This window comes from Bradyrhizobium sp. SUTN9-2 (assembly GCF_003122645.1).
GTDB classification, from domain to species: Bacteria; Pseudomonadota; Alphaproteobacteria; order Rhizobiales; family Xanthobacteraceae; genus Bradyrhizobium; species Bradyrhizobium yuanmingense.
This window is the reverse complement of the sequence record NZ_LAXE01000001.1, coordinates 3,854,992-3,878,763: the sequence shown is the minus strand read 5'-3', so window position 1 is coordinate 3,878,763 and position 23,772 is coordinate 3,854,992. Positions and strand designations below refer to the sequence as shown.

22 protein-coding genes and 1 pseudogene are annotated in these 23,772 nt (G+C 61.3%); 13 read left to right on the top strand and 10 right to left on the bottom strand.

What is annotated here, in order from left to right:
- Positions 1-3: 3 nt before the first annotated feature.
- Entirely contained in the window at positions 4-1,011 is a 1,008-nt protein-coding gene (locus tag XF30_RS17965; protein ID WP_109145764.1) for a chemotaxis protein CheB, read from the bottom strand.
- An 85-nt stretch (positions 1,012-1,096) separates the two neighbouring features.
- Between XF30_RS17965 and XF30_RS17960 the strand changes: the two genes are divergently transcribed.
- Both XF30_RS17960 and XF30_RS17955 read left to right on the top strand, forming a co-directional pair.
- On the top strand, positions 1,097-1,492 hold the full coding sequence (locus tag XF30_RS17960) for a response regulator (RefSeq protein ID WP_109143433.1): 396 nt from the start codon (positions 1,097-1,099) through the stop codon (positions 1,490-1,492).
- Positions 1,493-1,545: 53 nt separating this feature from the next.
- Positions 1,546-1,818 carry a hypothetical protein gene (locus XF30_RS17955; RefSeq protein ID WP_109143432.1) on the top strand — a complete coding sequence of 91 codons (273 nt, stop codon included), beginning with the start codon at positions 1,546-1,548 and terminating at the stop codon, positions 1,816-1,818.
- A 267-nt stretch (positions 1,819-2,085) separates the two neighbouring features.
- Here XF30_RS17955 and XF30_RS17950 read toward each other — a convergent pair whose 3' ends face one another.
- Complete coding sequence (locus XF30_RS17950; protein WP_109143431.1) at positions 2,086-2,868, bottom strand: SDR family NAD(P)-dependent oxidoreductase; 783 nt, start codon at positions 2,866-2,868, stop codon at positions 2,086-2,088.
- A 165-nt stretch (positions 2,869-3,033) separates the two neighbouring features.
- Between XF30_RS17950 and XF30_RS17945 the strand changes: the two genes are divergently transcribed.
- From XF30_RS17945 to XF30_RS17920, 6 genes are all read left to right on the top strand, one after another.
- A complete protein-coding gene (locus XF30_RS17945; protein WP_036045784.1) occupies positions 3,034-4,209 on the top strand; it encodes a zinc-dependent alcohol dehydrogenase in 1,176 nt (391 codons plus the stop codon).
- Between the two features lie 11 nt (positions 4,210-4,220).
- Positions 4,221-4,802 (top strand): hypothetical protein, encoded by a 582-nt coding sequence (locus XF30_RS17940; RefSeq protein ID WP_109143430.1) that lies wholly within the window; start codon positions 4,221-4,223, stop codon positions 4,800-4,802.
- Positions 4,783-6,387 carry an alpha-amylase family glycosyl hydrolase gene (locus XF30_RS17935; RefSeq protein ID WP_109143429.1) on the top strand — a complete coding sequence of 535 codons (1,605 nt, stop codon included), beginning with the start codon at positions 4,783-4,785 and terminating at the stop codon, positions 6,385-6,387. The genes XF30_RS17940 and XF30_RS17935 overlap by 20 nt, the downstream gene beginning before the upstream one ends.
- Positions 6,388-6,550: 163 nt before the next feature.
- Positions 6,551-6,730 carry a hypothetical protein gene (locus tag XF30_RS17930; protein WP_027575113.1) on the top strand — a complete coding sequence of 60 codons (180 nt, stop codon included), beginning with the start codon at positions 6,551-6,553 and terminating at the stop codon, positions 6,728-6,730.
- Between the two features lie 23 nt (positions 6,731-6,753).
- The gene (locus tag XF30_RS17925) at positions 6,754-7,881 is read left to right on the top strand and encodes a DUF305 domain-containing protein (protein ID WP_502696121.1); all 1,128 of its coding nucleotides are present in this window, start codon (positions 6,754-6,756) and stop codon (positions 7,879-7,881) included.
- Positions 7,882-8,009: 128 nt separating this feature from the next.
- Entirely contained in the window at positions 8,010-8,792 is a 783-nt protein-coding gene (locus tag XF30_RS17920) for a Crp/Fnr family transcriptional regulator (protein WP_036013671.1), read from the top strand.
- Between the two features lie 48 nt (positions 8,793-8,840).
- Here the strand turns inward: XF30_RS17920 and XF30_RS17915 are convergent, their stop codons facing one another.
- A complete protein-coding gene (locus XF30_RS17915; RefSeq protein WP_109143427.1) occupies positions 8,841-9,449 on the bottom strand; it encodes a cysteine hydrolase family protein in 609 nt (202 codons plus the stop codon).
- A gap of 236 nt (positions 9,450-9,685) precedes the next feature.
- Positions 9,686-13,594 carry a LuxR C-terminal-related transcriptional regulator gene (locus XF30_RS17910; RefSeq protein WP_109145763.1) on the bottom strand — a complete coding sequence of 1,303 codons (3,909 nt, stop codon included), beginning with the start codon at positions 13,592-13,594 and terminating at the stop codon, positions 9,686-9,688.
- A 651-nt stretch (positions 13,595-14,245) separates the two neighbouring features.
- Here XF30_RS17910 and XF30_RS17905 point away from each other — a divergent pair.
- Complete coding sequence (locus XF30_RS17905) at positions 14,246-15,037, top strand: Crp/Fnr family transcriptional regulator (RefSeq protein WP_036013668.1); 792 nt, start codon at positions 14,246-14,248, stop codon at positions 15,035-15,037.
- A gap of 154 nt (positions 15,038-15,191) precedes the next feature.
- Here XF30_RS17905 and XF30_RS37790 read toward each other — a convergent pair whose 3' ends face one another.
- From XF30_RS37790 to XF30_RS17890, 3 genes and pseudogenes are all read right to left on the bottom strand, one after another.
- Positions 15,192-15,464: a hypothetical protein gene (locus XF30_RS37790; RefSeq protein WP_036013665.1), complete on the bottom strand. Its 273-nt coding sequence runs from the start codon at positions 15,462-15,464 to the stop codon at positions 15,192-15,194.
- Between the two features lie 366 nt (positions 15,465-15,830).
- Positions 15,831-16,091 (bottom strand): annotated as a pseudogene (locus tag XF30_RS40170) (hypothetical protein); the annotation flags it as partial.
- A 621-nt stretch (positions 16,092-16,712) separates the two neighbouring features.
- Positions 16,713-17,402: a LuxR C-terminal-related transcriptional regulator gene (locus tag XF30_RS17890; RefSeq protein ID WP_057029413.1), complete on the bottom strand. Its 690-nt coding sequence runs from the start codon at positions 17,400-17,402 to the stop codon at positions 16,713-16,715.
- Positions 17,403-18,319: 917 nt separating this feature from the next.
- On the opposite strand from XF30_RS17890, the gene XF30_RS17885 reads away from it, so the two are divergent.
- Positions 18,320-18,661, top strand: coding sequence for an H-NS histone family protein (locus XF30_RS17885; protein WP_036013661.1), 342 nt, complete (start codon positions 18,320-18,322; stop codon positions 18,659-18,661).
- Positions 18,662-18,716: 55 nt separating this feature from the next.
- Here XF30_RS17885 and XF30_RS17880 read toward each other — a convergent pair whose 3' ends face one another.
- On the bottom strand, positions 18,717-18,938 hold the full coding sequence (locus XF30_RS17880) for a hypothetical protein (RefSeq protein ID WP_081493985.1): 222 nt from the start codon (positions 18,936-18,938) through the stop codon (positions 18,717-18,719).
- Positions 18,939-19,289: 351 nt separating this feature from the next.
- On the opposite strand from XF30_RS17880, the gene XF30_RS17875 reads away from it, so the two are divergent.
- Positions 19,290-20,387 carry a hypothetical protein gene (locus XF30_RS17875; protein WP_244608972.1) on the top strand — a complete coding sequence of 366 codons (1,098 nt, stop codon included), beginning with the start codon at positions 19,290-19,292 and terminating at the stop codon, positions 20,385-20,387.
- Here the strand turns inward: XF30_RS17875 and XF30_RS17870 are convergent.
- Positions 20,368-20,766, bottom strand: a complete 399-nt coding sequence (locus tag XF30_RS17870) for a VOC family protein (protein ID WP_157288047.1) — start codon at positions 20,764-20,766, stop codon at positions 20,368-20,370. The genes XF30_RS17875 and XF30_RS17870 overlap by 20 nt on opposite strands.
- Before the next feature lie 76 nt (positions 20,767-20,842).
- A complete protein-coding gene (locus XF30_RS17865) occupies positions 20,843-21,466 on the bottom strand; it encodes a GNAT family N-acetyltransferase (RefSeq protein WP_225125025.1) in 624 nt (207 codons plus the stop codon).
- A gap of 175 nt (positions 21,467-21,641) precedes the next feature.
- On the opposite strand from XF30_RS17865, the gene XF30_RS17860 reads away from it, so the two are divergent.
- Entirely contained in the window at positions 21,642-23,471 is a 1,830-nt protein-coding gene (locus tag XF30_RS17860) for an HAD-IIIC family phosphatase (protein ID WP_244608971.1), read from the top strand.
- Positions 23,458-23,700, top strand: coding sequence for an acyl carrier protein (locus XF30_RS17855; protein ID WP_036025692.1), 243 nt, complete (start codon positions 23,458-23,460; stop codon positions 23,698-23,700). Before XF30_RS17860 ends, XF30_RS17855 begins: the two co-directional genes overlap by 14 nt.
- The last annotated feature ends 72 nt before the right edge of the window (positions 23,701-23,772 follow it).

Genomic DNA, 23,772 nt, shown 5'->3' with positions numbered 1-23,772 from the left:
CCGTCAGGCCTCCCGTTTGCGCCCGGAAGGAACGAGCGACTGTAGCACGACGCGCCGGATCATGTCGGCATATTCGCGGTATTCCAGCGCTCGAGCGTCGTACATCTCGGCGACGGCGGCCCGGCCGCTGCGCCGGCCGTCGGCGGCCATGCGCTGCACCAGCTCCGCGCGCTCCTCGATGATCCGCAGCGCCACGCGCAAGGCTTCGTCGACGCGCCCTTCCTGCTCCTTGGCGAGCGCATCGGCGGTGTAACCGTGGCCGACCTGGCAACGAAATCGCATCGGGCGGGCGCCTTTCACCTCGGACAGCACTCCGCCGCAGCCGGGACAGGTCAGGGCGACGGGGGCAGCCATCGAGACGAGATTGTCGCTTCCAATCCGCTCACCGGCGGCAATCTCGACCTCCAACCTGATCTCGGGCGGGATCGGCAGTGCAGCGCCGGCCTGCTCCCTGACCAGTTCGGACAATACGTCGCCCATGGTGGCGCCGGGAACGCAAAGGTCGACCGTAGTGGCCTCCATGGCGCGCCGCGGCATCTCATCGGAGATCGCGTCCGCGGGGTCCTGCACCACGGCCAAGCCGCCGCAGCGCTTGATCGCGTTGAGGCCGGCCGCGCCATCGGACAACAGGCCGCTCAGGAGCACGCCGATGACGCGCGGCCCGTGATAGAGCGCGGCCGACCGGAACAGCGCATCGATCGCCGGCCGCACCATGTTCTCGCGCGGGCCGCGGCCGAGGAAGATGCGGTCCTCCGTGACGAGAAGATGATGGTCCGGCGCACCCAGGTAGATCCGGCCGGGCTCGATCTTCATGCCGTTTTCGGCCTGCCGCACCGGGAGCGGCCCGGCACTGCTGGCGACGGTGGAGAGGATGCCGATGCCCTGCGCCGGAATGTGCAGCACGACGAAAACGGCGGCCGGAAGGTCCGCAGGCAGACGGCCCAGGATCTGCTTCAACGGAGCAGTCGCTCCGGCCGAGCCCCCGATGACAATGATGTCGCGGTTGCTCATGGAACCTGCCTCCATTTGCATCGTTTGCAGTTTGCACCAAGGCGGATCGTCGGCTTATGTTCCTATGCGTTGGAGGCCGAGAAGCATGGCGGCATCGTCGCATCAGCGCGCAGAGCTCAAGGGGCGCCGTATCTTCGTGGTCGAGGACGAGTATTTTCTCGCCGATGACATCGGCAAGACATTCCGCGCGCTGGGTGCGGAGATCGCCGGTCCCGTCGGCCATCTCGAAGACGCGCTCAAGATCCTGCACGACGGCAGCGTCCTGGACGCCGCCGTGCTCGACGTGAACATCCGCAGCGAGATGGTTTTTCCGATCGCCCGCGAGCTGAGGGCCCGGAACGTACCCTTCCTTTTCACCACGGGATACGAGAAGATCACGCTTAGTCCGGAATTCCAGGATGTGCCGCTGCTGGAAAAGCCGATCGATCTTGCGGCGATGGCACAGAAGCTCGCCGGGCTCATCGCCGAACAGCCTAACTGACGCGCGGCGAAGTGCGGTCCGTCGTCGTCATCGCAAAAACCGGGGAACGACCGATGATTCATGCGCCCAATCTTGCCGTCGACAGGCAGCTCCTGCATCATTCTTGGGAGCTGGTCCGCGAGGCCATGGCATTGCTGCGCAAGAGCGATCATCTCGTGAGCGCGCAGCGGCTGCGCGACGACCTGGAAGGGGACGCCGCAAGCCGCTGCCCGGGAGGGCCGGTGATCGGGCCATGGCCGCCGATGTCACAGCCGATTGACGATCAGAACAGATGCGCGAACGCAAGCCACGCGGTCACCGCCAGGCACAGGATAACTGCGGCGTAAGGTAGCGCGATGCGCAAGACGGCAAGCTCCCCACCTTCAGCTCAACATCATCCAGACGATTGCGACCATCATCACGAGAAAACCCGTAACGGCAGTCGCGATAAAGGCCTGTTCGATGCGATCCATCGCCACAGCGGCCCCCCTCTTGTTTCAGCCCGTACAATTTGACGGTTTGAGGGCCGCAGCGCATTAGGCTATGTGAATCGGGGGTCTGCTTTCTCTTCGCAAAAGGGTTCGCGCGCTCCGCAACATTGCGCGCGCGTCGCTCTACGACCTTGCCGTGCCCGGCTCGGCCATCTTGCGGTGCTGCTTGGCTAGCATCTCGTTGGGCGTGACGTTCGCGACCGTCGTCTGGATCTTGTTCTTCAGCCCGGTGACGATGTCGGCGTCCCCGCGCATCATCGCATCGAAGCCGGCCTTGGCGACATCGTAGGCGCCGTCCTTCTTCTCGGTGCCGACCTTGGTGTCCATCATGTCGGCGCGGCGGAAGAACTCGGTCTCGGTCGCACCCGGCATCAGGCAGGTCACGGTGACACCGCTGTCGCGCAGCTCCTCACGCAGCGCGAACGAGAATGAATCCAGGAACGCCTTGCTGGCGTTGTAGGCGGCCTGGAAGCTGCCCGGCATGAAGCCGGCGATCGAGCCGGTGATCAGGATGCGGCCGGCATTGCGGCGGAGCATCTCATTGCCGACGCGGTGGATCAGATACAGCGTGCCGGTGATGTTGGTGTCGATGAGGTGTTTCACCCTGGCAAAGTCCTGGTCGAGGAACGCCTTGCCGAGGCCGATGCCGGCGTTGGCGAGCAACGCGTCAATCGGCCGGTCGCCGACCGCCGCGCACAGCTTGTCGACGCCCTCGGTGGTCGCAAGATCGGTCTCGACCGGCTCCACGCTGCCGCCGAGCCGCCGGAGATCGACGGCCACCTGCTCGATCTGGGACTCGTCGGCCGCGACGACGAGGTTGAATCCGGCCTGCGCGCAGCACCTTGCGAGTTCCAGACCGATACCGGTTGAGGCGCCTGTGACGACGGCGAGCTGATTGGCGGACATGCGGCAAATCCTTGTGATTGAGCCTTTGGAATGAGGTGATCACGCTCAATCGCTGCCCTGCTCTCTCGTTCCAATTTGCGCAGTGCGAAGAATTTGCACGCGGCAATAGCAACCATCGTTCGTGCCTGGACTTAGATGGCACGTGGCTCAACCGGGAGGACGACGATGAAGGCGCTGGTCTGGCACGGCAAGGAAGACATCCGGTGCGATACCGTCACCGACCCGGAGATCCAGGATCCGCGTGATGCCATCATCAAGGTGACGAGCTGCGCCATCTGCGGCTCCGACCTGCACCTCTTTCACAATTTCATCCCGGGCATGCTACCCGGCGACATCATGGGCCACGAGACCATGGGCGAAGTGGTGGAGGTCGGCTCGGGCGTCGACGGCAAGCTGAAGAAGGGCGACCGCATCGTCGTGCCGTTCACGATCATTTGCGGCGAATGCGACCAGTGCAAGCGCGGCAATTTCTCAGTGTGCGAGACCACCAACCGCAAGCGTCACCTGGCCGACAAAGTGTTCGGACACACGACGGCGGGCCTGTTCGGCTACACCCATCTGACCGGCGGCTATCCCGGCGGCCAGGCTGAGTATCTCCGCGTGCCCTTTGCTGACGCCACCCACATCAAGGTGCCCCCTGGCATTCCCGACGAGCAATTGCTGTTCCTCAGCGACATCTTCCCGACCGGCTGGCAGGCCGCCGTGCAATGCGACATCGAGCCGACCGACACGGTCGCGATCTGGGGCTGCGGCCCGGTCGGGCAGATGGCGATCCGCAGCGCCATCCTGCTCGGCGCCAACCAGGTGATCGCGATCGACTGCCTGCCGGAGCGGCTCAGCATGGCGGAAGCCGGCGGCGCCACCACGATCAACTTCGAGACCGAGAGCGTGGTGGAGCGGCTCCAGGAGCTGACCGACGGCAAGGGCCCGGAAAAGTGCATCGATTGCGTCGGCATGGAGGCGCATGTGATGCCATCGCTGCCCGACACTCTGCTCGACCGCGCCAAGCAGATGGTGATGGCCGAGAGCGACCGGCCCCACGTGCTGCGCGAGATGATCTATGTCTGCCGTCCCGGCGGCATCATCTCGGTCGCAGGCGTGTACAGCGGCCTGTCCGACATGCTTCCGATGGGCGCCTTCATGAACAAGGGCCTGACGATGCGGACCGGCCAGACCCACGTCAACCGCTGGACCGACGACCTGCTCCGCCGCATCGAAGAGGGCGAGATCGACCCGTCCTTCGTCATCACCCACACGGTCCCGCTCGCCCAGGGACCGGAGATGTACCAGGTGTTTCGCGACAAGCGCGATTCCTGCGTCAAGGTCGTGCTGAAGCCCTGAAGGAGCTAGCCATGTTTCATTTCTCCAACATCGTGCGCACCAAGGGCGACCCCAAGATCGTCGAGGGCGGACCGAGCCTGAAGCAGCCGGCGGACCAGCTCGCGCGCGCACTCGGCTGGTTCAGCATCGGCCTCGGCGTGGTCGAATTGTTCGCGCCGAGGCGCGTCACGCACACGCTGGGCATGGAAGGCCATGAGACGCTGGTCCGCGCCTTCGGCGTGCGCGAGATCCTCGCCGGGATCATGTCGCTCTCCGTCGACAAGAACGCCGGCCTGTGGGCCCGCGTCGGCGGCGACGGCCTCGATGCCGCCGCGCTGCTGTCCGGCCTGACGTCGGACAATCCCAAGAAGGGCAATATCGCGCTGGCATTGCTGATGGTCGGCGGCATCGCCGTGCTCGACTACCGCGCCGCGCAGGACACCAAGCCGCGCCGCCCGCCGCGCGATGCACGGCGCAAGCTCTATCCGAACCGCAGCGGCTTTCCCAAGGGCATCGAGAGCGCCCGAATTGCGGCAAGGCAGATCGTGGCGCATGCCAAGACAAACGACAAGACAAACGAGGTGAAGCAAGGCGATGAGCGACGCGTCCCGTGATGAAGCTGCGTGGTGGGAATCCGCCGTCATCTACGAGATCGCGCTGATCTCCTTTCAGGACTCGAACGGCGACGGCAAGGGCGACATCGCCGGGCTGTTATCACGCATCGATTATCTGAAATGGCTCGGCGTCGGCGCGGTGTGGCTCACGCCGATCTACAAGAGCCCGTTCCGCGACCTCGGCTATGATATCTCCGACTATTGTTCGATCGATCCCGCCTTCGGCAGCCTCGAGGAGTTCAATCGCCTGCTCGAAGCGCTGCACGGTGCGGGCATCCGGCTTATCCTCGACCTCGTCCCCAATCACACCGCGAACGACCATGCATGGTTCGTCGAGAGCGCGAGCTCGCGCAACAGCGCGAAAGCGGATTGGTACGTCTGGGCAGATCCGGCCGAGAACGGCGGGCCGCCCAACAACTGGCTGAGCCGGTTCGGCGGCAGCGGCTGGGAATGGTGCGAGTCGCGCCGGCAATATTACTATCATTCCTTCCTGGTGGAGCAGCCCGACCTCAACTGGCGCAACCCGCAAGTGCGCGCCGCGATCGCCGACGCCATGCGGTTCTGGCTCGACCGCGGCGTCGACGGCTTTCGCGTCGACGCCAGCGCGGTCCTGATCAAGGACCGGCTGTTGCGCGACAATCCGGCGAATCCGCAAGCCGAGGGCAAGCCGCCGCCCCAGCGGCACACGACGGTGTTCACCGACGATCGGCCCGAGACGATGGATTGCATCGAGTTCATCCGCGAGGTGATCGACGCCTATCCCGGACGGATGTTGTGCGGCGAGGTCCAGGGCAAGATCGACCGCATCGGCCACTTCTATGGCAACGACCGGCCGCGCCTGCATCTGCCGCTCAATTTCGCCCTGCTCGATTCCAAATGGGACGCCCTCTCGCTGCAGGCCACGGTCGACGCCTATCTCAACGCCATCCCTGACGATGGCTGGCCGGTCTGGGTCATCGGCGGCCACGACAAGCAGCGGATCGCGAGCAAGATCGGCGAGACGCAGATGCGCGTGCTTGCGATGCTGCTGATGACGCTGCGGGGAACGCCGTTCTTCTTCATGGGCGACGAGATCGGCCGCAAGCGCGTGCCGATTCCGCAGGGCCGCGTCCGCGATCCCTTCGAGAAGCTCGTGCCCGGCTATGGCCTGTGCCGCGATCCCGAACGCGCACCGATGCGATGGGATGACAGCCCCGATGGCGGCTTCACGACGGGCCGCCCATGGCTGCCGCTCGAGCCGCCCGATGGTGCGGCCAATGTCGCCGCACAGCAGCGCGACGAGCGCTCGATCCTCGCTCTGTTTCGCGCGCTGATGGCGCTGCGGCGCGAGCGTGCCGGCCTGCAACGGGGCGGCTACGAGCCGCTGCGCTCGCAGAACGATGTCCTGGCCTTTAAACGGACGGCAGGCCGTAACGAAATTCTGGTCGCGCTCAATCTCGCGGCCGAACCGCGGAAATTCCATTGGCAAGGTCGCGGCCGTTTCTTGATGTCGACGCATCTGGATCGGCCGCCCGAGCCGGTGCCGGATGCGTCCATCCTGCTCCGGGGCAACGAAGGCGTGATCATCGCGCTCGAAGCGCGGTGACGTCAGGAGGAACCATCCGCGTCGCGAAGAGTCTGATCAAGGCTTCCGGCGTCTCCCCCCGCCGCCGGAGGCAATTTGCAAGACCGCAGCCCCGGCGCCCACGCCCCCTTCAGGGCGCCGGGGTAGCGGCGTGAGCCACGGCAGGACATATCGGAGGCAGCTCATGGGCAAGACCAAAGGTCTGCAGCAGCGGATCGCCGGCAAGACCAAGCAGGCCGTCGGCGAGATCATCGGCGACCAGGATCTGCACGATGACGGCAAGGCGCAAGCCGAGCGTGGGCGCGACGAACAGGACAAGCCGAGCGAACTCAATCCGCTGAAGAAGCTCAAGCAGCTGACGTGAACGCCGAGCCGCGACCAGCACTCATGAGTGGGGCGCGGCGCACCACCGGCGAGCGGCGGCGTTCGCGCTGGATTGCCGCGGCCGCACTCGGCCTGATCAGCAGCACTTTTTCGACCATCGTCAGCCAGCTCTTCGCTGCCCACATCGGCCGCGATGCGGCGGTCGATTGGATGACGGTTGCCGCGATTCCTGCGCGCGACTGGGCGATCAGCTCCGAGCCATCCTGGAGCGCGATCCTGGCCGGGATCGCCTTTCACCAATGGGCCGATTTTTCCTGGGCGTTGGTTTTCTTCGGCGTGCTCGGACGCTGGACGGCCGACTTGCGGCCGATGACGATCCTGCTGCTGGCGCTGCCCTGGGCCGCGTTCTCTTCAGGCATGGAATGGTTCGTGCTGGTGCCGCTGTTTCCGTTCTGGCAGCCGCTGTTCACGCTGCAACAACCCTATTGGATCGGGCTGCTGGTGCATGGCTCCTCCGCCGTGATGTATCCCCTGTTCGCGCGCCTGCGCTGGAGGCGCGGGACTGCGCCTGACAGCGACGTGCGGTTCACCAACATGTGGATGACGGGCGCGCTGGCCTTGATTGCGGTGCTCGGGGCGGTCGCATTGTTCGGCGGTCATGGCTACGAGCTGCCGTGGATGGGCCGCGACAGGGATCAAGACCAGGCCTACATCCGTCACATGACAACGCATCATGCCCAGGGCATCGAGCTGGCGCGGACGGCTGCCGAGCGCGCGCAGGATCCGCATCTGCGCAAGCTCGCAATGCTGATGGTCGCGAGCCAGACCGGAGAGAACCGCATATTCGAGAATTGGTGGCTGAGCTGGTTCGACACGGAGATGCCCGATTGCAGCACCGAGGAGCGGGCGGCGATGCCGGGCTTCCTGACGCCGGCCGAGATGCGCCAGGTCAAGACCGCGCCGCCGGACCAGTTCGACACGCTGTTCGTCGAGGCGATGAGCCGGCATCACCGCGGTGCGGTCAGGATGGCCGACCAGATGTGGCACAGCCGCGGCGACCCTCGTCTGCGCATCATGGCGCATGCCATCCGCCACGAGCAGCAGGGCGAGATCGCGCTGATGCACGGCACGCGCGGCCTCGCCGCCGTGACCACAGGCGTCCGCAACATGCTCGGCGACAACGTCAATTGAACGTGAGGATCTTGTATCGGCAAGCGGCCTGCTGCCTCGCCGATACTCCAGACGAACCTATCAAACGTTAATGCTTTCCGCCGTCATTATCGGCCACACTTGGGCCGACGGGGGCCGTCGGAGATCAAATGCAGGCAGGATTTGCTTTCTCGAGGCTGGCCGACCGCCTGACGAGCCTCGTCGAACTGACCCCGGAACATCTCGATCTGCTTGCGGACATGCCGAGCAGCATCGCGCATTTCGGCGCGCATCAGACCATCCTGCGGCATGGTGATGAGGCAACGCAATGCTGCCTGGTGCTCCAGGGATATCTGTCCTGGCAGAATGACGAAAGCGCAGATGGCCAGATCACCGCGATCTGCGTGCCCGGCGACATCGCCAACCTGCAAAGCCTGTATCGCCCGCGCATCGAGGGCAACCTGACCGCGCTCGGTTCCGCAATCGTCGCGCTCGTGCCGCACCGCTTCTTTCGCGAGCTCGCGGTGCGATCTCCGGCAATGTCGCACGCCTTGCTGTTGATGCTGCTTGCCGATCACGCCATCCAGCGCAACTGGACGGTGAACCTCGGCAGCCGGGACGCGTTGACACGTGTGGCGCACCTGCTCTGCGAGATCACAGTGCGGCTGCAAACCGTCGGGCTCGCCCGGGATTTCAGGTTGTCCTCGCCCTTCACCCAGTCCGACCTCGCCGCAGCCTGCAGCATCTCCCCGGTCCATGCCAACCGCACCATCCAGGAGCTGCGCCGCTGCCATCTGCTGCAATGGCAGGGCAAGACCTTGACCATCACGGACTGGCCGGGCCTGGTCCGGCTCGCCGGCTTCGACCCAACCTACCTGAGCATGCGGTCCGGCGCGGACGATGCTCGGCCGCCGCATGCGAGACCGGTGGCGGCCGACGTCGCGGTCGCTTGATCCGCCTCGTGGGCGCGAGGACCTTGCGCGGCTCAATGACGTCGGACCCTACTCCCGCCAGACCTCGGCCAGCTCTTCCGCTGTCACCAGGTCGACCTGGCCGTGGAAGCGGGTGCGGTACATCGTCATGAGCGCGTCGTGGCCGACGTCGGACGAGCTGCACAGCGCGTCCTCGACAAGGACGATCCTGAAGCCAAGATCGACGGCGCTCAGGACCGTCGAGAGCACGCAGACGTCCGTCTCCGCGCCCGATATCACGACGGTGCCGACGTTCTTCTCGACAAGCAGGCTCGCAAGACCGGGATTGCTGAACGCGGAATAGGCCGGCTTGTCGATCACTGCCGCCGGCGGAACGAAACGTGCCAAGGCCGGCACGAGCTCCAGAGCCGATGACGGCAGATGCCTGCGCGTCGCCTGGCGCCAGCGGCGGAAATAACTCTGCCATTGCCCCGGGCGGTCCTCCGGATCCTGCGGGGTGATGAAGCGCGTGAAGATCGTTCTCTCCGCGTGGCGCGCAACGACCGAGACGACCGTCGGCAGCACCCGTTCCATCCAAGGCGTCGCCCAAAGGCCATCGGGGGCGAAAATGTTCTGCATGTCGATGCACAGGTGAACGGCGCCGCGGATCTCGGCAACATCGGACATAGCGTCCCTCATCGTCCTCCACCTTCAAGCGCATTCGGCGACCAGTTGCGAATGCGGGGCGAGGGCTTTGGTTCCGAATCGCGGCGTGCAGCGCGAGGTGGTGCGCTCGGAGGACGGTCGCATTTACTGCGATTTCAATGAGTTATCGAGGACTATCAATGCATAAGGGGCGCATATCAACCGACCAGTATACGGAGCAGGCTGTTAAACATCGGCCCTGCGTCCTGCTCGCGAGACAATGCAACATTTCAAATCAGCAGGTCATGATGCGCAGCTACAGGGGCGTGATGGGGTCCGTTATTGCCATGGTTGGCCGCGGGATCGTCCAGTGCGTTGGGTAGGATTTTGACGAGGATATCGAGGGTGGCCGCCTGATCGGGCTTGGCGCGTGGATCGAGCGGAATGTGGACCTCTCTAGGTTCATTCCTGACGATGGGAGTGAAAGGAGTTGCGTCGCTGTCGAAGCGGAACACCCGATCTTGATCGGCGCCGCCGGTCTCGAACGCAGCTTTAGCCGGCTGTGCGGCCACCGATGCGATTGCAGCAGGTTGCGTAGCGTGCTGCGAGTTTCCGTTCCCTGCACTATCGCCTTTTGTGGCGCTCGATTCGGCGATCTCGGCTGCTGCTGATGCCTTTGCGGAGGCCGAGTGTGAATTGTATCCTGAATTGCTATGCTGCAGGTCAGCCAGTTTTGTCGTGGCCACTGCTGCCGACGCGCTTGCGTTCGGTGCACGATGATTGTCGCCCTCACCGACACTCTTCTCGGACATGAAGACAGTTTCAGCCAACTCGGTGGTTGTCGCCTTTACAGGCTCCGGCTCCGCTGTTGCAACATTTTCGTCAGCCTTCGGGCCGTGAGCAGAGGTCGAATGCTCCCATTTGTTACTCTGCTCCACGCCGCTGGGCTCTGCCATCTTCGCTGACTCGCGCGTATAGGCTGGAGTCCAGGAATGATGCTCATTGTCATTGCCGAGGCCATTGCCCGGTGTCGCCTTTGCTTCGGCCGTCTCGGTGGCCGCCGTTGCCGACCCTCGCTCCGACGCGTGCGAGTTGCTGTCGTCCAGACCGCCTGGTTCGGCCGCTGCTGCTGGCCCTGACCAATCGTCCGATGCCAGTGAATCATGAGCGTTGTCCTTGCCGGCGCGATTGCCCGATACGGACTTCGCGTCGGCCATCTCCGTGGCCGCCTTTGCCGACCCTCGCTCCGACGCGTGCGAGTTGCTGGCGCCCAGGCCGCCTGGTTCGACCGTTTTCGCTGGCCCGGACGAATCGTCCGAAGCGAGTGAATCATGCGCGTTGTCCTTGCCGGCGCGATTGTCCGGCATGGACTTCGCTTCGGCCGTCTCCGTGGGTGCCTTTGCCGACCCTTGCTCCGACGCGTGCGAGTTGCTGTGGTCCAGGCCGCCTGGTTCGGCCGTTCTCGCTGACCCTGACGAACGGTCCGAAGCCGGTGGATCATGCGCGTTGTCCTTCCCGGCGCGATTGTCCGGCATGGACTTCGCTTCGGCCGTCTCCGTGGCTGCCTTTGCCGACCCTCGCTCCGACGCGTGCGAGTTGCTGTGGTCCCGGCCGCCTGGTTCGGTCGCTTTTGCTGGCCCTGACCAATCGTCCGAAGCCAATGAATCATGCGCGTTGTCCTTGCCAGCGCGATTGCCCGGTATGGACTTCACGTCGGCCGTATCTCTGGCGCCGGCCATTGCAGACATTTGCTCGGGAGCGTGCTGCGGCCCTTCGCGGTCGTCCCTGTGCGCTGTCGCGAGGCTCGATTCACCAAAATCGGCTGCTTCCGATGCGTTTTTAGAGGTTGAATGCACCGGCTTGCCATGTTCCGCGCCGCCTGTTTCTGCCGTCTTCCCTGACCTTCCCGAAGGATCCGAAGCCGGGGATTGATGCTCGTTCTCATCACCGACATCACTCCCAGGTATGAAGCCACCGTCCGTCTGCTCCGCACCTGTTTCCTTTGCAGGCCATGGCTCCAGAACATGCTGTGAGTTACTGCCGCCCGCGCTACCGGCCGCTGCGATGCTGGGGCCGGTGCCTGCATCGTTCCGCTGACTCTTCAATGTAAGACTTTCAACTTCCGTTACCGCTGCAGCATGAGCAAGCACGATCGGTGATATGCGAGCCGACCCCTCGGTCCCATCGACGCTCTCTTCCGTTGTGCGGGCCGGCGCGAATTCAGTCCTCAAGCCGGCATCAGCCAGACTGTCCCAAACTCCAGCGGTCCCGAATGTGCTCTCTCTCGTCCCGATACTTGCATGGGCACTGTCGGTACTCAGAATAGCTTCGATTGCAATCACGGATGTCAGCGCTTCTTCGAGCTGCTCCAACGTGAGAGCGGCCGCCGCGGCTGTCGGCTGGCCGACAAAATCCGATTCTGCGATGGATACAATCCCCGGCAGATGGATTTCCAACAGGTCGCGGTCTCCGATCTCCAGAACACGATCGGTCGCATTCACGTAGACGATCGTTTCATTGCTTGCGGAGTTGAATATCCAAGCGACGGTGTGTGGCGGTATGGACTTGCTTGCTGCTGTCATATGAAGCCTGGCAAGGGCTCCGAAAGCCGCAAGATTGATCCTGCTCGGCCCAGACGCGAAGTTGAAGACAGAGTCGGAAGAGGTAGAACTGGAATCGGTCGGGTCGCGATGAACAACGTTTTCAGCGACGTTGCCGCCCATCAGCTGATCGTGGCTATATCCGCTACTGCCGACATCGTGACTGAAGTGCACGAGGCCGGCAAGTTTTTGGAGAGTCTCCCCAACGGTACCATCACTCGAGTGGCCCCGAGTGCCTTCTCCGGCGGCGCTTTCATTTTCAACGACCACAAACGCGGAAGGCAGGCGAGAAGCCTGCGCAAGGAAACCCGGGACTGAATCGTCTACATGATGATCGTCGGCATTGGTGATCGCAGCCAGTTTGGTGGCCGCATTGTATCCGGTAACGTCCACGAAGCTGTCGAGCGGCGCTTTGGCCGGGTCATGCGACGGCAATGCCAAATGGGGATCGCTGAGTGTGTAGATCAACGCACCGGTGAGAGTGGCGAAAGTACCATACCCTCCGTGAATCAAAGTCGGATTGGATGTCAGCCGCGAGAATAGATGTTCCGCGGTGGAGTCACCTCCAATCTTCGCGTCGTTCATTCCTCGCAGGGAAGGTGTGGCCAAACCGGGCGTACTTGATCCAACAGAACTGTAGTCCTTCCACGATTTCGAGCCTGCGGATTGCTCAGCGGTGCGAGGCGCTTCCATTGCCGAGGCCGCGGTCGAGATTTGGCTCGCCCCGACAAAAACGCCTCTCTGAGTGAGCGACGGCTTTTCGTCGGAATCCGCGACGATGGCGTGACGGAGGATAGCTCGCTTCCAGAGCTCATATTCGGCATACTCCACCGCGGGGCCGGTGCTGTCGTCATGCGGAAGAATGTCGTTTGCCTCCGACGCCTTGAGTTCGTCCGCAATGGCGACCGCCAGGAGAGCCAGCGAGAGCATTCCGAACCCGGACGGGCGTTGTAGCAATGCGAGGGTGGCGAGCACCGTCCTGTTGGTTATTTCAAGCTTCTGAAATATGTTGTGCAGGTGTACTTTAACGGTTCCATCTGAAACGTTTAGCTGGTGCGCGATCTCCTTGTTCGACATTCCTTCTGACACCAGTCGTACAATTTGACGTTCGCGCGGCGTCAATAGCTCCAGTAGGTTGTCGATTTTGCTGCTGTCGGTTTTCTCGACGGTTGGCGAGAGATCGGACTGCTCCAAAAAGCTACGCTTCGTCATCAGTCGCAGCGATCGCAGCACAGCGTCCGGTGCAACATGCTTCGCGATTGCATCACACGCGCCAGCAGCGATGGCCAAGGTAAGATCGTGGTCCGTGTCGGAATCTGTAAAGAACACCAGGCGCGTGGGCAGCCGATCAGCTTTCGCAATGACGAGGATCTCGGATGCCATTAGATCTGGCAGGGTGTCAGCAAGGAGTGCAACGTCGGGTGTCAAATTCCGCATCGCTTGGATGCAGCTTGTCCCGTCGCTGCACGACGCGATGACGTCGAAGTCCGGCTGTGCCCCGAGTATCGACTCTAGCCCCCGTAGAACGATCGGCTGTCGATCTACGATCACAAGCCGGACGGGCTTGAGTATCCGCTCTTTCGCAGACGTGTCTAACATGGACTCTGCCTCGACCCGGCCGTCTATGTCCTTCGGCATATAGCCGAGACCGAGTGAAGTCATTAAAATACAACGAATAGAATAAAGAAAGAGATTTAATCCGGTTTAACCATATCTAAAATCGCGAATTTTACGTGCAAATGTGCCCATTTGCCGTAAGTCCTAGCCTTTTGCCGAACAGTACGGCGACGCCAGGCCGTTGGGTGGGCTTCGAGTGGGGCACACGAACGGCTCACGGCCGTCATTCCAACGCTATTGGTCCCGGCGGCCAGAACGCCATCTTGGAAATTGTCCGCCCCTGAGACGAGACTTTCAGAGCGCGCTCGCGATCCGCGCCTGGCGCGCTTCACAACTCAAGGCCGATCAGCTGTTCGGAGAATGATCGTTGGCTGGGATGCTGTTCAGCCGCAGCGCAGGCTGCCGTCGGCGAGTCGACGACATCAATTGCAGGTCAGCGACAGGTCTGTATAAGCGCAAGCTGGAGTCGCGGGCGCAAGCCGTTCCTGCGATTGGCAGACCAGCGCATGCTAGCCTTCATCGCAGGAACCATATCTGTGGTTGCCAGTTGACTGCTGTTGAGCTGCACGCCGGACAGCAGCTCGACGAGCCGGCATGAGTTCTCGCGCCGAACATCCGTCGGGGGTTGATCCCATGATGGACCACGCGACCAGGGTTGGTAATCGGTTGTTAGCAGCGTTACCGCCGGCGGATTTTGCTTTGCTTGCACCTCATCTGCGGAAGATCGTCATCGAGCGCGATACGGTGCTCGTCCGATCAGGCGATCGGATCGAACATCTTCTCTTCCCCCTGAGCGGCGCGATAGCCACTATCATGGAGCTGCCGAACGGGCAGACGGTCGCCACGACGATAGTGGGTCATGAAGGGGCTGTGGGTCTGACGTCAGCGCTTGGCGCATCCCACTCGCCCGTGACGGCCGTTGCTCGCATCGCCGGGACCGCGCTGCAGATCTCGCCTGCGCAATTCCTGACAGCGCAACATTGCAGCCCCGCCGTCGCAGCGATGGTGCAAGTGTTCACGAGATCGTTGCTGACGCAACTCCAGCACGTGGCTGCCTGCAACGCATTACATTCTGTCGAAGCCCGCTTGGCGCGCTGGCTGCTTCACATTCACGATCGGGCAAATGGCAGCGATCTCCTCCCGCTGACCCAAGAAACGTTGTCGGAATTGCTGGGCGTCCGCCGCACCACCGTCACACATGTCGTGAGCACAATGCGAACATCAAGAGCACTAAGATCCAATCGACGTGGCCAGCTTGAAATCGATCGGCCGCGGCTCGAAGCCATGGCATGCGAATGCTACAAGGTCATGAGCCGCAGAATCGATCGGATCGTCTCGCAGAGCACGGTCGGGCTCGTTCATAGGCCTCCAGCGCGGAGCGCCTCCCGCTCGCCTGGCGGCCGAATAGCCGGGACAGGCTCTTAGAACCAGTTCGTTTTCGCGAACCACCCCGCATGTGCCCGCACCATTCGGCAAACCGCGCGAGGCTCGGTCGCTGCAAACGTCCGATCCTGCGCGGCATTTTTTTCGACTTTGCGGCCGGCTCCCGGCCGAAGCGAACAATGGACGAAAATTCCTGTCATCCACTCGCCTTGGGACGCTCGTCACAACAGCCCGACTTCTTGCGAATGAGCGGTATGGCCATGAGCTTTGCCTGTGCGAAGCCGGAAGGCCCACCCGCGGTCCGAGCGGGGTTGTTGGCGCTGCCTGCCTTGCGCAGCTTGCGCTGAAGATTCTCCTCTCGACCTACCCGCTCTCTGAGCTTTTCAAGTTCCGCAAGCTCTGCCACCAGCGCCTCGAGACGTTCTCGAAGCAGCGCCGCAGGACTCTCCGCTCGAACGCGGATATTCATGACACGCTCCTGATCGAGGTCTTGAGAAGAAGTCGCATAAGGTCAGGAAAAGTATGTAATTCACCACAATCGCATGAACATTTGGCAGTGTTTACACCGCAAATCGCGCTGCGGCGGTGCAACAAGGGACGACTCGGCCGGAGTTTAAGAAAGGTCCAGCCCTGCCAAACCGTACGGCGCCGCAGGCTCCCGCATGGGCTGAGAAGACTGCTATCGGCTGGATTCGGCTGCACTCGAAATCCTGGTGTTAGCTCCCGGACACTCGGCCTTGCGCTTTTCCTCGTCTTCTTCTGCGCAATCGAGCCCACCACTTGCGTTTGGAATTCCAGAGCTGCCGCCGGTTGCGAAAGGCCCCTTCGCACTGCCTCCGCCACCGCCAGACCCGCCGCTACCGCCGGATCCGCCACCGGCTGCCCCTCCTCCGGCGCGAGATGATTTAGCAGAGCCCCCGCCAGGGGCTCCCCCGCCCCCTGTTGACCCGCCGCTGGAGCTCCCCGGTCCCGATACGGACGACCGGTCGTTATCGAAGAACGACGATTGCCTCCCATCCTTCTGCGTCACTCCACGCAGGCCCCCCGAGCTTGCAATGGCTCCTGAGGTCAGGGAAGTGGATAGAAGCAGAGTCATCACTGGGGGTGTGACGGCCGCAAATCTTCCGCAGGTTTTCAAGAACGCCCGCCGGTCGTCATCTTCGTTGCCGTCCCGGGTCACAACACGCTCTCCTCGGTTTAAAATATTAATTACGGTATTATACATTAAATGTATTTTCAACCGATAATTTTCTTTATGTGAGTGGTGTTTCTTGACGTGCGCCGTCAATTGATCGTGGGCAATTTCCGTACTCGTTCCTGTACTTCCTGGCCTTCGGGCGCAGCTTCGGAGTTGCGCTCGCCATTTAATACGATTAATTTGCGTTTTAACGGACGTCGAGCGCAGGGCTCGATTGCAACGGATGATGACGATGCCACTGCAATTCCACCGGTCTGTCCGCGACATGGAGATCTGGAGCGCAACCAGCGAGGGCTTCTCGTTCGTGATCAGCTTCGGAAGCCCGAGAGGCCCCGGCTTTCATGGCCGCGCCGGCTATTTGGCGAGTTGGCGTCCGCTCCACAAAAACCAGGCCGCAATCAAGATTGGCGGTTCGCCCTTTCGAACGTTAGCCGAGGCCGAAGGGGCCTGCAGCGACATGGCTGGGCTTCTGGCGCCACGATAACCCCCGCGCACGTTCGGAAGAGCCAGACACTCCCATTATTTCACGCTCGCCGGATCCTGATGCAACAGATCAGGGGGATCCATCTTACGTGACGCGGCATGCAGCTCGTTTCGCGAAATCGCCAATGCCGCGAGAATCGTGCGATTGCTGATGTCCAGCTTTTGGAAGATATGATGAAGGTGGACCTTGATCGTACCGTCGGCAAGGTTCAACCGACGTCCAATCTCCTTGTTCGATAGACCCTCCGACACAAGCCGCATGATTTGCCGCTCCCGGTCCGTCAGTTGTGCCAGGGGCTTCTCATCGGGGCGGGCCTCATCATTGGCTAGCCATGCGCTCGGCGAGGCCGCTGCTTGGCCCTGGGCGGCTTTCCGCAGGGTTGAGACCAGCATCTCGGCATCCGAATCCTTCGAGAGGACGATGCAGGCGCCCTCCAAGGCCAGCCTTTGCAACTCACAATCCGCCGCGACACCGGCGAAAAAGACTACCGCGGGACTTGGGCCTGAAGCGTTTGCGGGAGCGAGGATCTGCTGCCGGCTGACATCAGGCAGTGCAGCATCGACGAGCGCGACGTCCGGCACAAGAAATCGGATTGCCTCATTGCAGCTTGCGCCATCGCTGCAGGACGCAACGATCGTAAAATCACGCTGCGCTGCAAGAACGCTCCTGATCCCTTGCAAAACGATCGGATGTCGATCCGCGATGACAATTCTGGTGCGGTGCATGCTTCCCCTGCCTATCGCTAACAACCCCCCGTGCAGCCGTTTAATCCAACAATTTCTTCGAAACGCGAGGATGACGGGTCCGCTCGGCGACAATGTCACACAGTCTCAAATCCTAGACAGCCGAACGTTCGACGACTGCGCCACGGTAACTTGACCGGCAAGTATGCGCAGCACCGTAAGAATGCGGTGCTCAACATTCGAGGCCGCAAGCTTGTAGACGAAAGCCAAATTTCGACAACGCATGATAGATTCGATCAGAAAATTCTCCCATAGAATGTCTAGGCGCACGGATCGGCTGCTGTGTCATGATGGTCAACATCCAATTAACTTCGTTGGCACCGTTATTACCAACGATATATTGGGTCATTCACGATTCAAATCTAACATTCGACGAAGTTTCGACGAACACGAGATCGTTCAAAAAGCCATGTTATTGAAGGGAGGAAAAGTAATACTATTCATCAAGGCGAAGCTGGTTAGTAAAGCACGAAAACGGCTGCGTCGCGCAGCCAGTGTAGCAACGACGAAATCCGGTCACCCATATTGGAGCTGCATATTCGTCAATTCAGCAACTTCAATGAGCGGTCATGGAGGGCATCGTTGGCAATGAGTAGGTGGTCACATGTATTCTTCAGCAGTTTTGCGTCAAACTCATCAGGCTCTCATCATTCAATTCACTGAATTGCAGAACTTGCGTAGCCGCGTGTCGAAGGCCGAGCAGCGATTGCTTGCGCCGAGGCGACGAGCCCGGGGGCGGAGGGCGAAGCGACCGCTGGTTCGGAGGCACGGGCCCAGCCGGTAACTCCGACCACCACGCACACTGGCGCAGCGGCACGGGCGATCGTGCTTGCCGGACCCCGGTTTGACCTGATAAGCCCCCCTCCTGTTTCGGTTCGGAGGTAGTGGGGACGGCTTCCATGGAGAACGATGACTGGGCATCTATGACCACAGCTGAGCTGTGGCGACTCTACGATGAGGTCACTGCTGTTCTTAGTCGCAGGATGACCGCGGAAAAAGCCAAGCTCGAAGAGCGGCTTCGCAAGATCGAAGGTAAGACCGGGGGGCAGACCGAGGGACGTGCACGCCGCCCCTACCCTCCCGTGCTGCCGAAGTATCAGAACCCTAAGAACCCGTCCGAAACCTGGTCCGGCCGTGGTAAGCAGCCTCGATGGCTGAAGGCGCAGCTTCGCGCCGGCAAGAAGCTAAACGATCTCCTGATCGACCGTTCGTCCGCACAACGGCGCCGCCGGGCCGGCTGAACCTCCGACCGGTCCCCGGGACGGTGGTGTCAGGGCTGGGCCGCCAGGCGTCACTTTAGCGAGTGCTATCTTCTTTCCCGTTAGGACTGCCGTCCCCACCACCGTTGCCCTTGCCATTATTGCCCTGCACAACGTTTCCGCCAGAACTAGCGATGGCGGATGAGGTCAGAGAGGTTGAAAGCAGCAGTGTCATCACGGGAGGAGTGACGGCGGCAAATTTTCCGCAGCTTCTCAAGAACTCACGGCGGTCTTCACTATTGGAGTCAGTCGGGTTCATCGGCGCTCTCCCTGCGATGGTCATAGAAAATAAGCGGTTTTGGATGCGTCGCAAGTTAAATATGTTAATCTCGCCTTTTAAATTGTCTACGCAAATAACACCTTGAGTACTATCGCATGCCGACGCTCCCGTCGCGGCGCATCGGTGAACTCCTGCGCAAAACGAGGTCCAGAGGCAGATTATACCAAACGACCTATATGCACAAAGCGCGTTACTGTTATATTTTAATATATTAAATGAGGCGGCACATCGCTCTTCAGCGCCGCTTCGGCGCAAAACGGGGCTAGAGCAGTCGCCGCACATGCGCCCAAGCGACCGCTTTCCCACCTGACGAAACCGAGAGGCGATTTCATGATCGGGACCGAGTCCGGTGTAGCGTTCGGGCAATTGCGGTCTCGCTTCGACACCACCTTACGACCAGGCTTCTCATTGCCACGTCTGGGCGCCCTGATGAGCCGCGCCCTCACCGAAACTCTCTTAGACCTTTCGGAACTAACGGTTCTCACCGAGGCTGCGACCGGGGCCTATGCCGTGACGGCCGTTCTCGCAGCGATGGCCGGAGCCAGGCACGTCTATGCCTTTACGAAAACTACGCGGCACGGCACCTCGGCTGAAGCCATGGACCAGACCCTCAAGCTCGCAGATTCGGTCGGCGTGGCCGATCGCATAGACATCCTGGAGCAGATCACCCCCGATATCATCCATCAGACGGATATCGTAACCAACAGCGGCCATCTTCGGCCTCTGACCGCTGCGCTTATTGATGAGTTACCAAAGGAAGCCGTCATCGCCTTGATGTACGAGGCCTGGGAACTTCGCTCCGAGGACCTCGACATGGACGCATGCTTGCGGCGCGGAATTCCAATCGTCGGCGTGAACGAACGTCACCCCTCAGTCGATGTCTTCTCATTTCTCGGTCCACTGTGCGTGAAGCAACTGCACGATAGCGGCTTATCCGCTTACAAGAATCGCATTGCCCTGCTGTGCGACAACGACTTCATTGGCTCGCTTCGCTCCGGTCTCGTGAGCTCCGGAGCGAGCGTGGACGTCTTCGAGGACGTCCAGACCTTGTATCATGACCAATGGGACGCAATCATCGTTGCGCTGCGACCGGCGGCTAAGCCTCGCATCGGCGCGCCGGAAGCAGCTCACCTCGTTGCGTGCGCGCCCCCTAGCGCCATTGTCGTGCAGTTTTGGGGCGACATCGATCGAACCGTATTGTCAGAAAATGGGTTGGGCGTTTGGCCAACAACGCCTCCTGGATCAGGGCACATGGGCATTCTGCTGTCCGAGCTTGGCCCCGAGCCGGTCGTGAGACTGCAGGCCGGCGGCCTGCGCGCTGCTGAATGGGTTCGGCGCAGCGGAGCTGTGTCGTCTGACGGGCTCGCGCAAATCGTTACCTGGCATCCGGATCAATCGCCAACTCGCGCTAGGCCCTCGCCTCGATGAGCTCAACGAGCGTGAGCGTCGCGGAGGCAAGAAACACTATGCGGCGCATGTCGAACGCGACCGCCGGCGCGGGTGACGATACAGGAAGATATTGCTCCGACCTAAAGCAAGCGATCGCGTCGTCGAACCGAGCTGCTTCGTAAGCAAGATGATAGAACTTGCTGCCGCGCTTCAAGATACCTGCCACCGGCGATTGTGCGCCGATCGGCTCAATGAGCTCCAGACGCGGACCGCCGCCTGATACAAACTGAATCCGAACCTGCTGGATGGGGTCCTCGAACATGGGGCCTTCAGGACTGTAGCCAACGACCGCGAGCTCGGGCAGCTCCGCCGCGATCTTTCGACACGCCATTCCCACGTGATGAAAGTGCAAATCCATGCGCTGCTCCTCCCTTCCCTGGCAGCCTAAGGAGACGGGCGGCGTCGAACGGAATCTGGCTGGTTGCTCAAACAGTTTAACCCTCTCGTGCATCGAGGAGCAGCGCCGACCAGGCCTGTTTTAGCCGTGGATAGTCTGAGCGCGACATCCGAAACGTAATCACGTCGTCGCCGTTCCACCAAGCTTTCGGCGCAACCTTTTCAATTTGGAAGCCGAGGCGAATATGAAAGTTCTTCGCGGCTTTGTTCCGGCTTTGAACGTTGGCCACGACGGCCGAAAGCCCCAGCTGCTCGAATGCGAATTCGAGTAAAAGGTCGAACATCTCTGCCAGGAAAAGGCGCGCGGCAGGATCGACGATCAACCGCGCAACTTCGCCCTGTCCCGCCGCGAAATCCAGGTTCGCCAGCGCGATGCTGCCAGCCGGCTTCTTCGAGCGCTTGAATTCGGCAATGAAATAGTAATCGTCGACCCTCGCTTGATAGTTCCGGAAAAACTCTTCCTGCTGAGCCAAGGTCAGCTTCTCGCGGGTCAGGAACTTACCGAGAACGGGATCATTCCGCCAAGCGATGACTTGCGCGGAGTCCTCCAGCCGGAGCTCTCGGAGAAGCAGGTTATTTCCTCCGGGAAGCAGTTTGAGATTCTCGGCTTTCGTGGAAAGCGTGCTTGGGCTCACCGGCTCCGGCCTGATATGCACCATCATCTATTTATTATACCTTAATCAGTGATTTAAATACATTTAATTGACCCGAGCCATATCATCATTTAGCGTAGGGGACAATCACATCAAGTCGCTGTCCTGACGGAGGCTCGCCATTCTCGCTGCAGCACCCCAGCCGGACCGGCGCATCAATGATGCCGAACTCAAGTCCCTGGCGTTGTCAGGCGATGCCACGTCCTGGGGGCATCTTGTCGCCCGCTCGCGGCAAGCGACGAGCTTCTCCGAGCTGTTCTTTCTGTCGACGCTTCGAAAAAAGGCGAAGCTTTATGCACCCGGAAGCGTCCAGCCAAGACTCCGCCTCGCCCTCATAGGCGGCTACAACCTTTATCCGTTGCACGAACTGGTTGAACATCTGCTGGCCATTCGTGGGATCGAGTGCGAACGTTTCCTCGGCGAGTACGATAATTTCGTCTCGGAGATCCTTGACGGCTCGAGCTCACTGTACGCCTTCAAGCCGGATCTCGCCTTCATACTGCCGAGCGCGAGCCACTGCCGGTTTTCAGGCTCGCTCCTCGATGACGTCGAACATCAGCGCGAAGCCGCAGTCCGCGCCGCTGAGCACCTCCTCAACCTCGCGCAGACTTTCACCGTGCGCTCCGGTGCGGCGGCGATCCTCGCCAATCTTGCGCTGCCCGACGGCCTCGATCTCGGCTCGTTTCGTTCACGTACGCTTGGCACCGACTGGAGTTTCCGAAAGGCGGTCAATCTCGAGCTCGGGCTTCGGGCCCCAGCTGAGGTGCAAATCTGCGACGTCGAGTTCCTCTCGGCGCAGCGAGGGATCTCAGCCGCGGCGGATGCGCGAGCGTGGTATGAATCGAAGCAGCTCGGCTCACCTGACTTTCTCGTCGACATCGCGCAAGAGCTAAGCCATCTGATCGCCTCCCGGAAGCAGAGCCCCAAGAAGGTCCTGGCGATCGACCTCGATCAAACGCTATGGGGCGGCGTGATCGCGGAGGACGGTATCGAGGGAATCGAACTTGGCAACTCGTCCCCCCGTGGTGAAGCGTTCAAGGATTTCCAGAGGTACCTGCTTGGACTTTCCCAACGCGGCGTCCTGCTTGCGGTATGCAGCAAGAACGACCATGCACGCGCAATCGAGGTATTCGAGAAACATCCTGAGATGGTTGTCCGGCTGGAGCACTTCGCGGCCTTCAAAGCCAATTGGGACCCGAAGTCGGACAACCTGCAGAGGATCGCGGAGGAACTCCGCCTTGGCCTGGACAGCTTCGTGTTTGCCGACGACAACCCGGCGGAAATCGAGATCGTGCGCCAGTTTCAGCCGTTGGTTACAGGTGTACTCCTCGGGCCGGACCCCGCCGAATTCATCGTTCGCATCCAGGCCGGACGTCATTTCGAGCCACGGACCATCACCGAGGAGGATCTCGAGCGGACGGCGCAGTACAGGCAAGAACGGCGACGTACGGAGCTCGCAGCGAGCGTCACCGACATGCCTGCCTACCTCGCCTCACTTGAGATGCGAGGCACGATCAAAGAATTCGACTCGCTCGATGTTCCTCGCATCGCCCAGCTGATCGCGCGCAGCAACCAGTTCAACCTGACGACGGCCCGTCGGTCCGAGACTGAGATTAAGGCGCTCCTAGGAAGGCCGGAGTACCGGTGCTTCACGATGCGGCTCGAGGATAGATTCGGTGATTCCGGGCTCATCTCCGTAGTCATTGCAAAGATCGATGGTGGCGTCTTCGTTCTCGATACCTGGCTCATGAGTTGCCGCGTGCTGAAGCGCCAGGTCGAGGACGAGATCATGAATGAGATTTTCCGGCTCGCAGCGGCTGCCGGCTGCACGAAAGTGCGCGGCATTTATCTTCCGACAACCAAGAACCGTATCGTCGCAGAATTCTACGAGGAGTTTGGTTTCGCGCGTACGGAAGACTCCGCTACCCGAAAAGAGTTCGAGCTGGAGGTGAGGAAGTATCAGGTGCGTTCGACAAAGATAGATGTTGCCCGGAGAGCTTATGAAGCAGGCTGAAGTATTAGCGAAGTTGCAGGAAGTATTCGACGGAATCTTCCTCGAGAAGATCGCGGCCACCCCCGAGCTCTCGGCGGCGGACGTCGATGAGTGGGATTCGCTCATGCAGATCTCGCTCGTGATCGCCGTCGAGCAGAAGTTTCGCGTTCGATTTCGCGTTGGCGAGGTCGAGGCGGCGCGGAATCTGGGTGAGTTCGCCGACCTAATCGCGAAGCGGATGGAACCATAAGAGTTGCACATCGCGAGTGCGTTCGAAGCTGGGCAAACGGCACATCCCGCTGAGTGCACGAGATCCGTGACG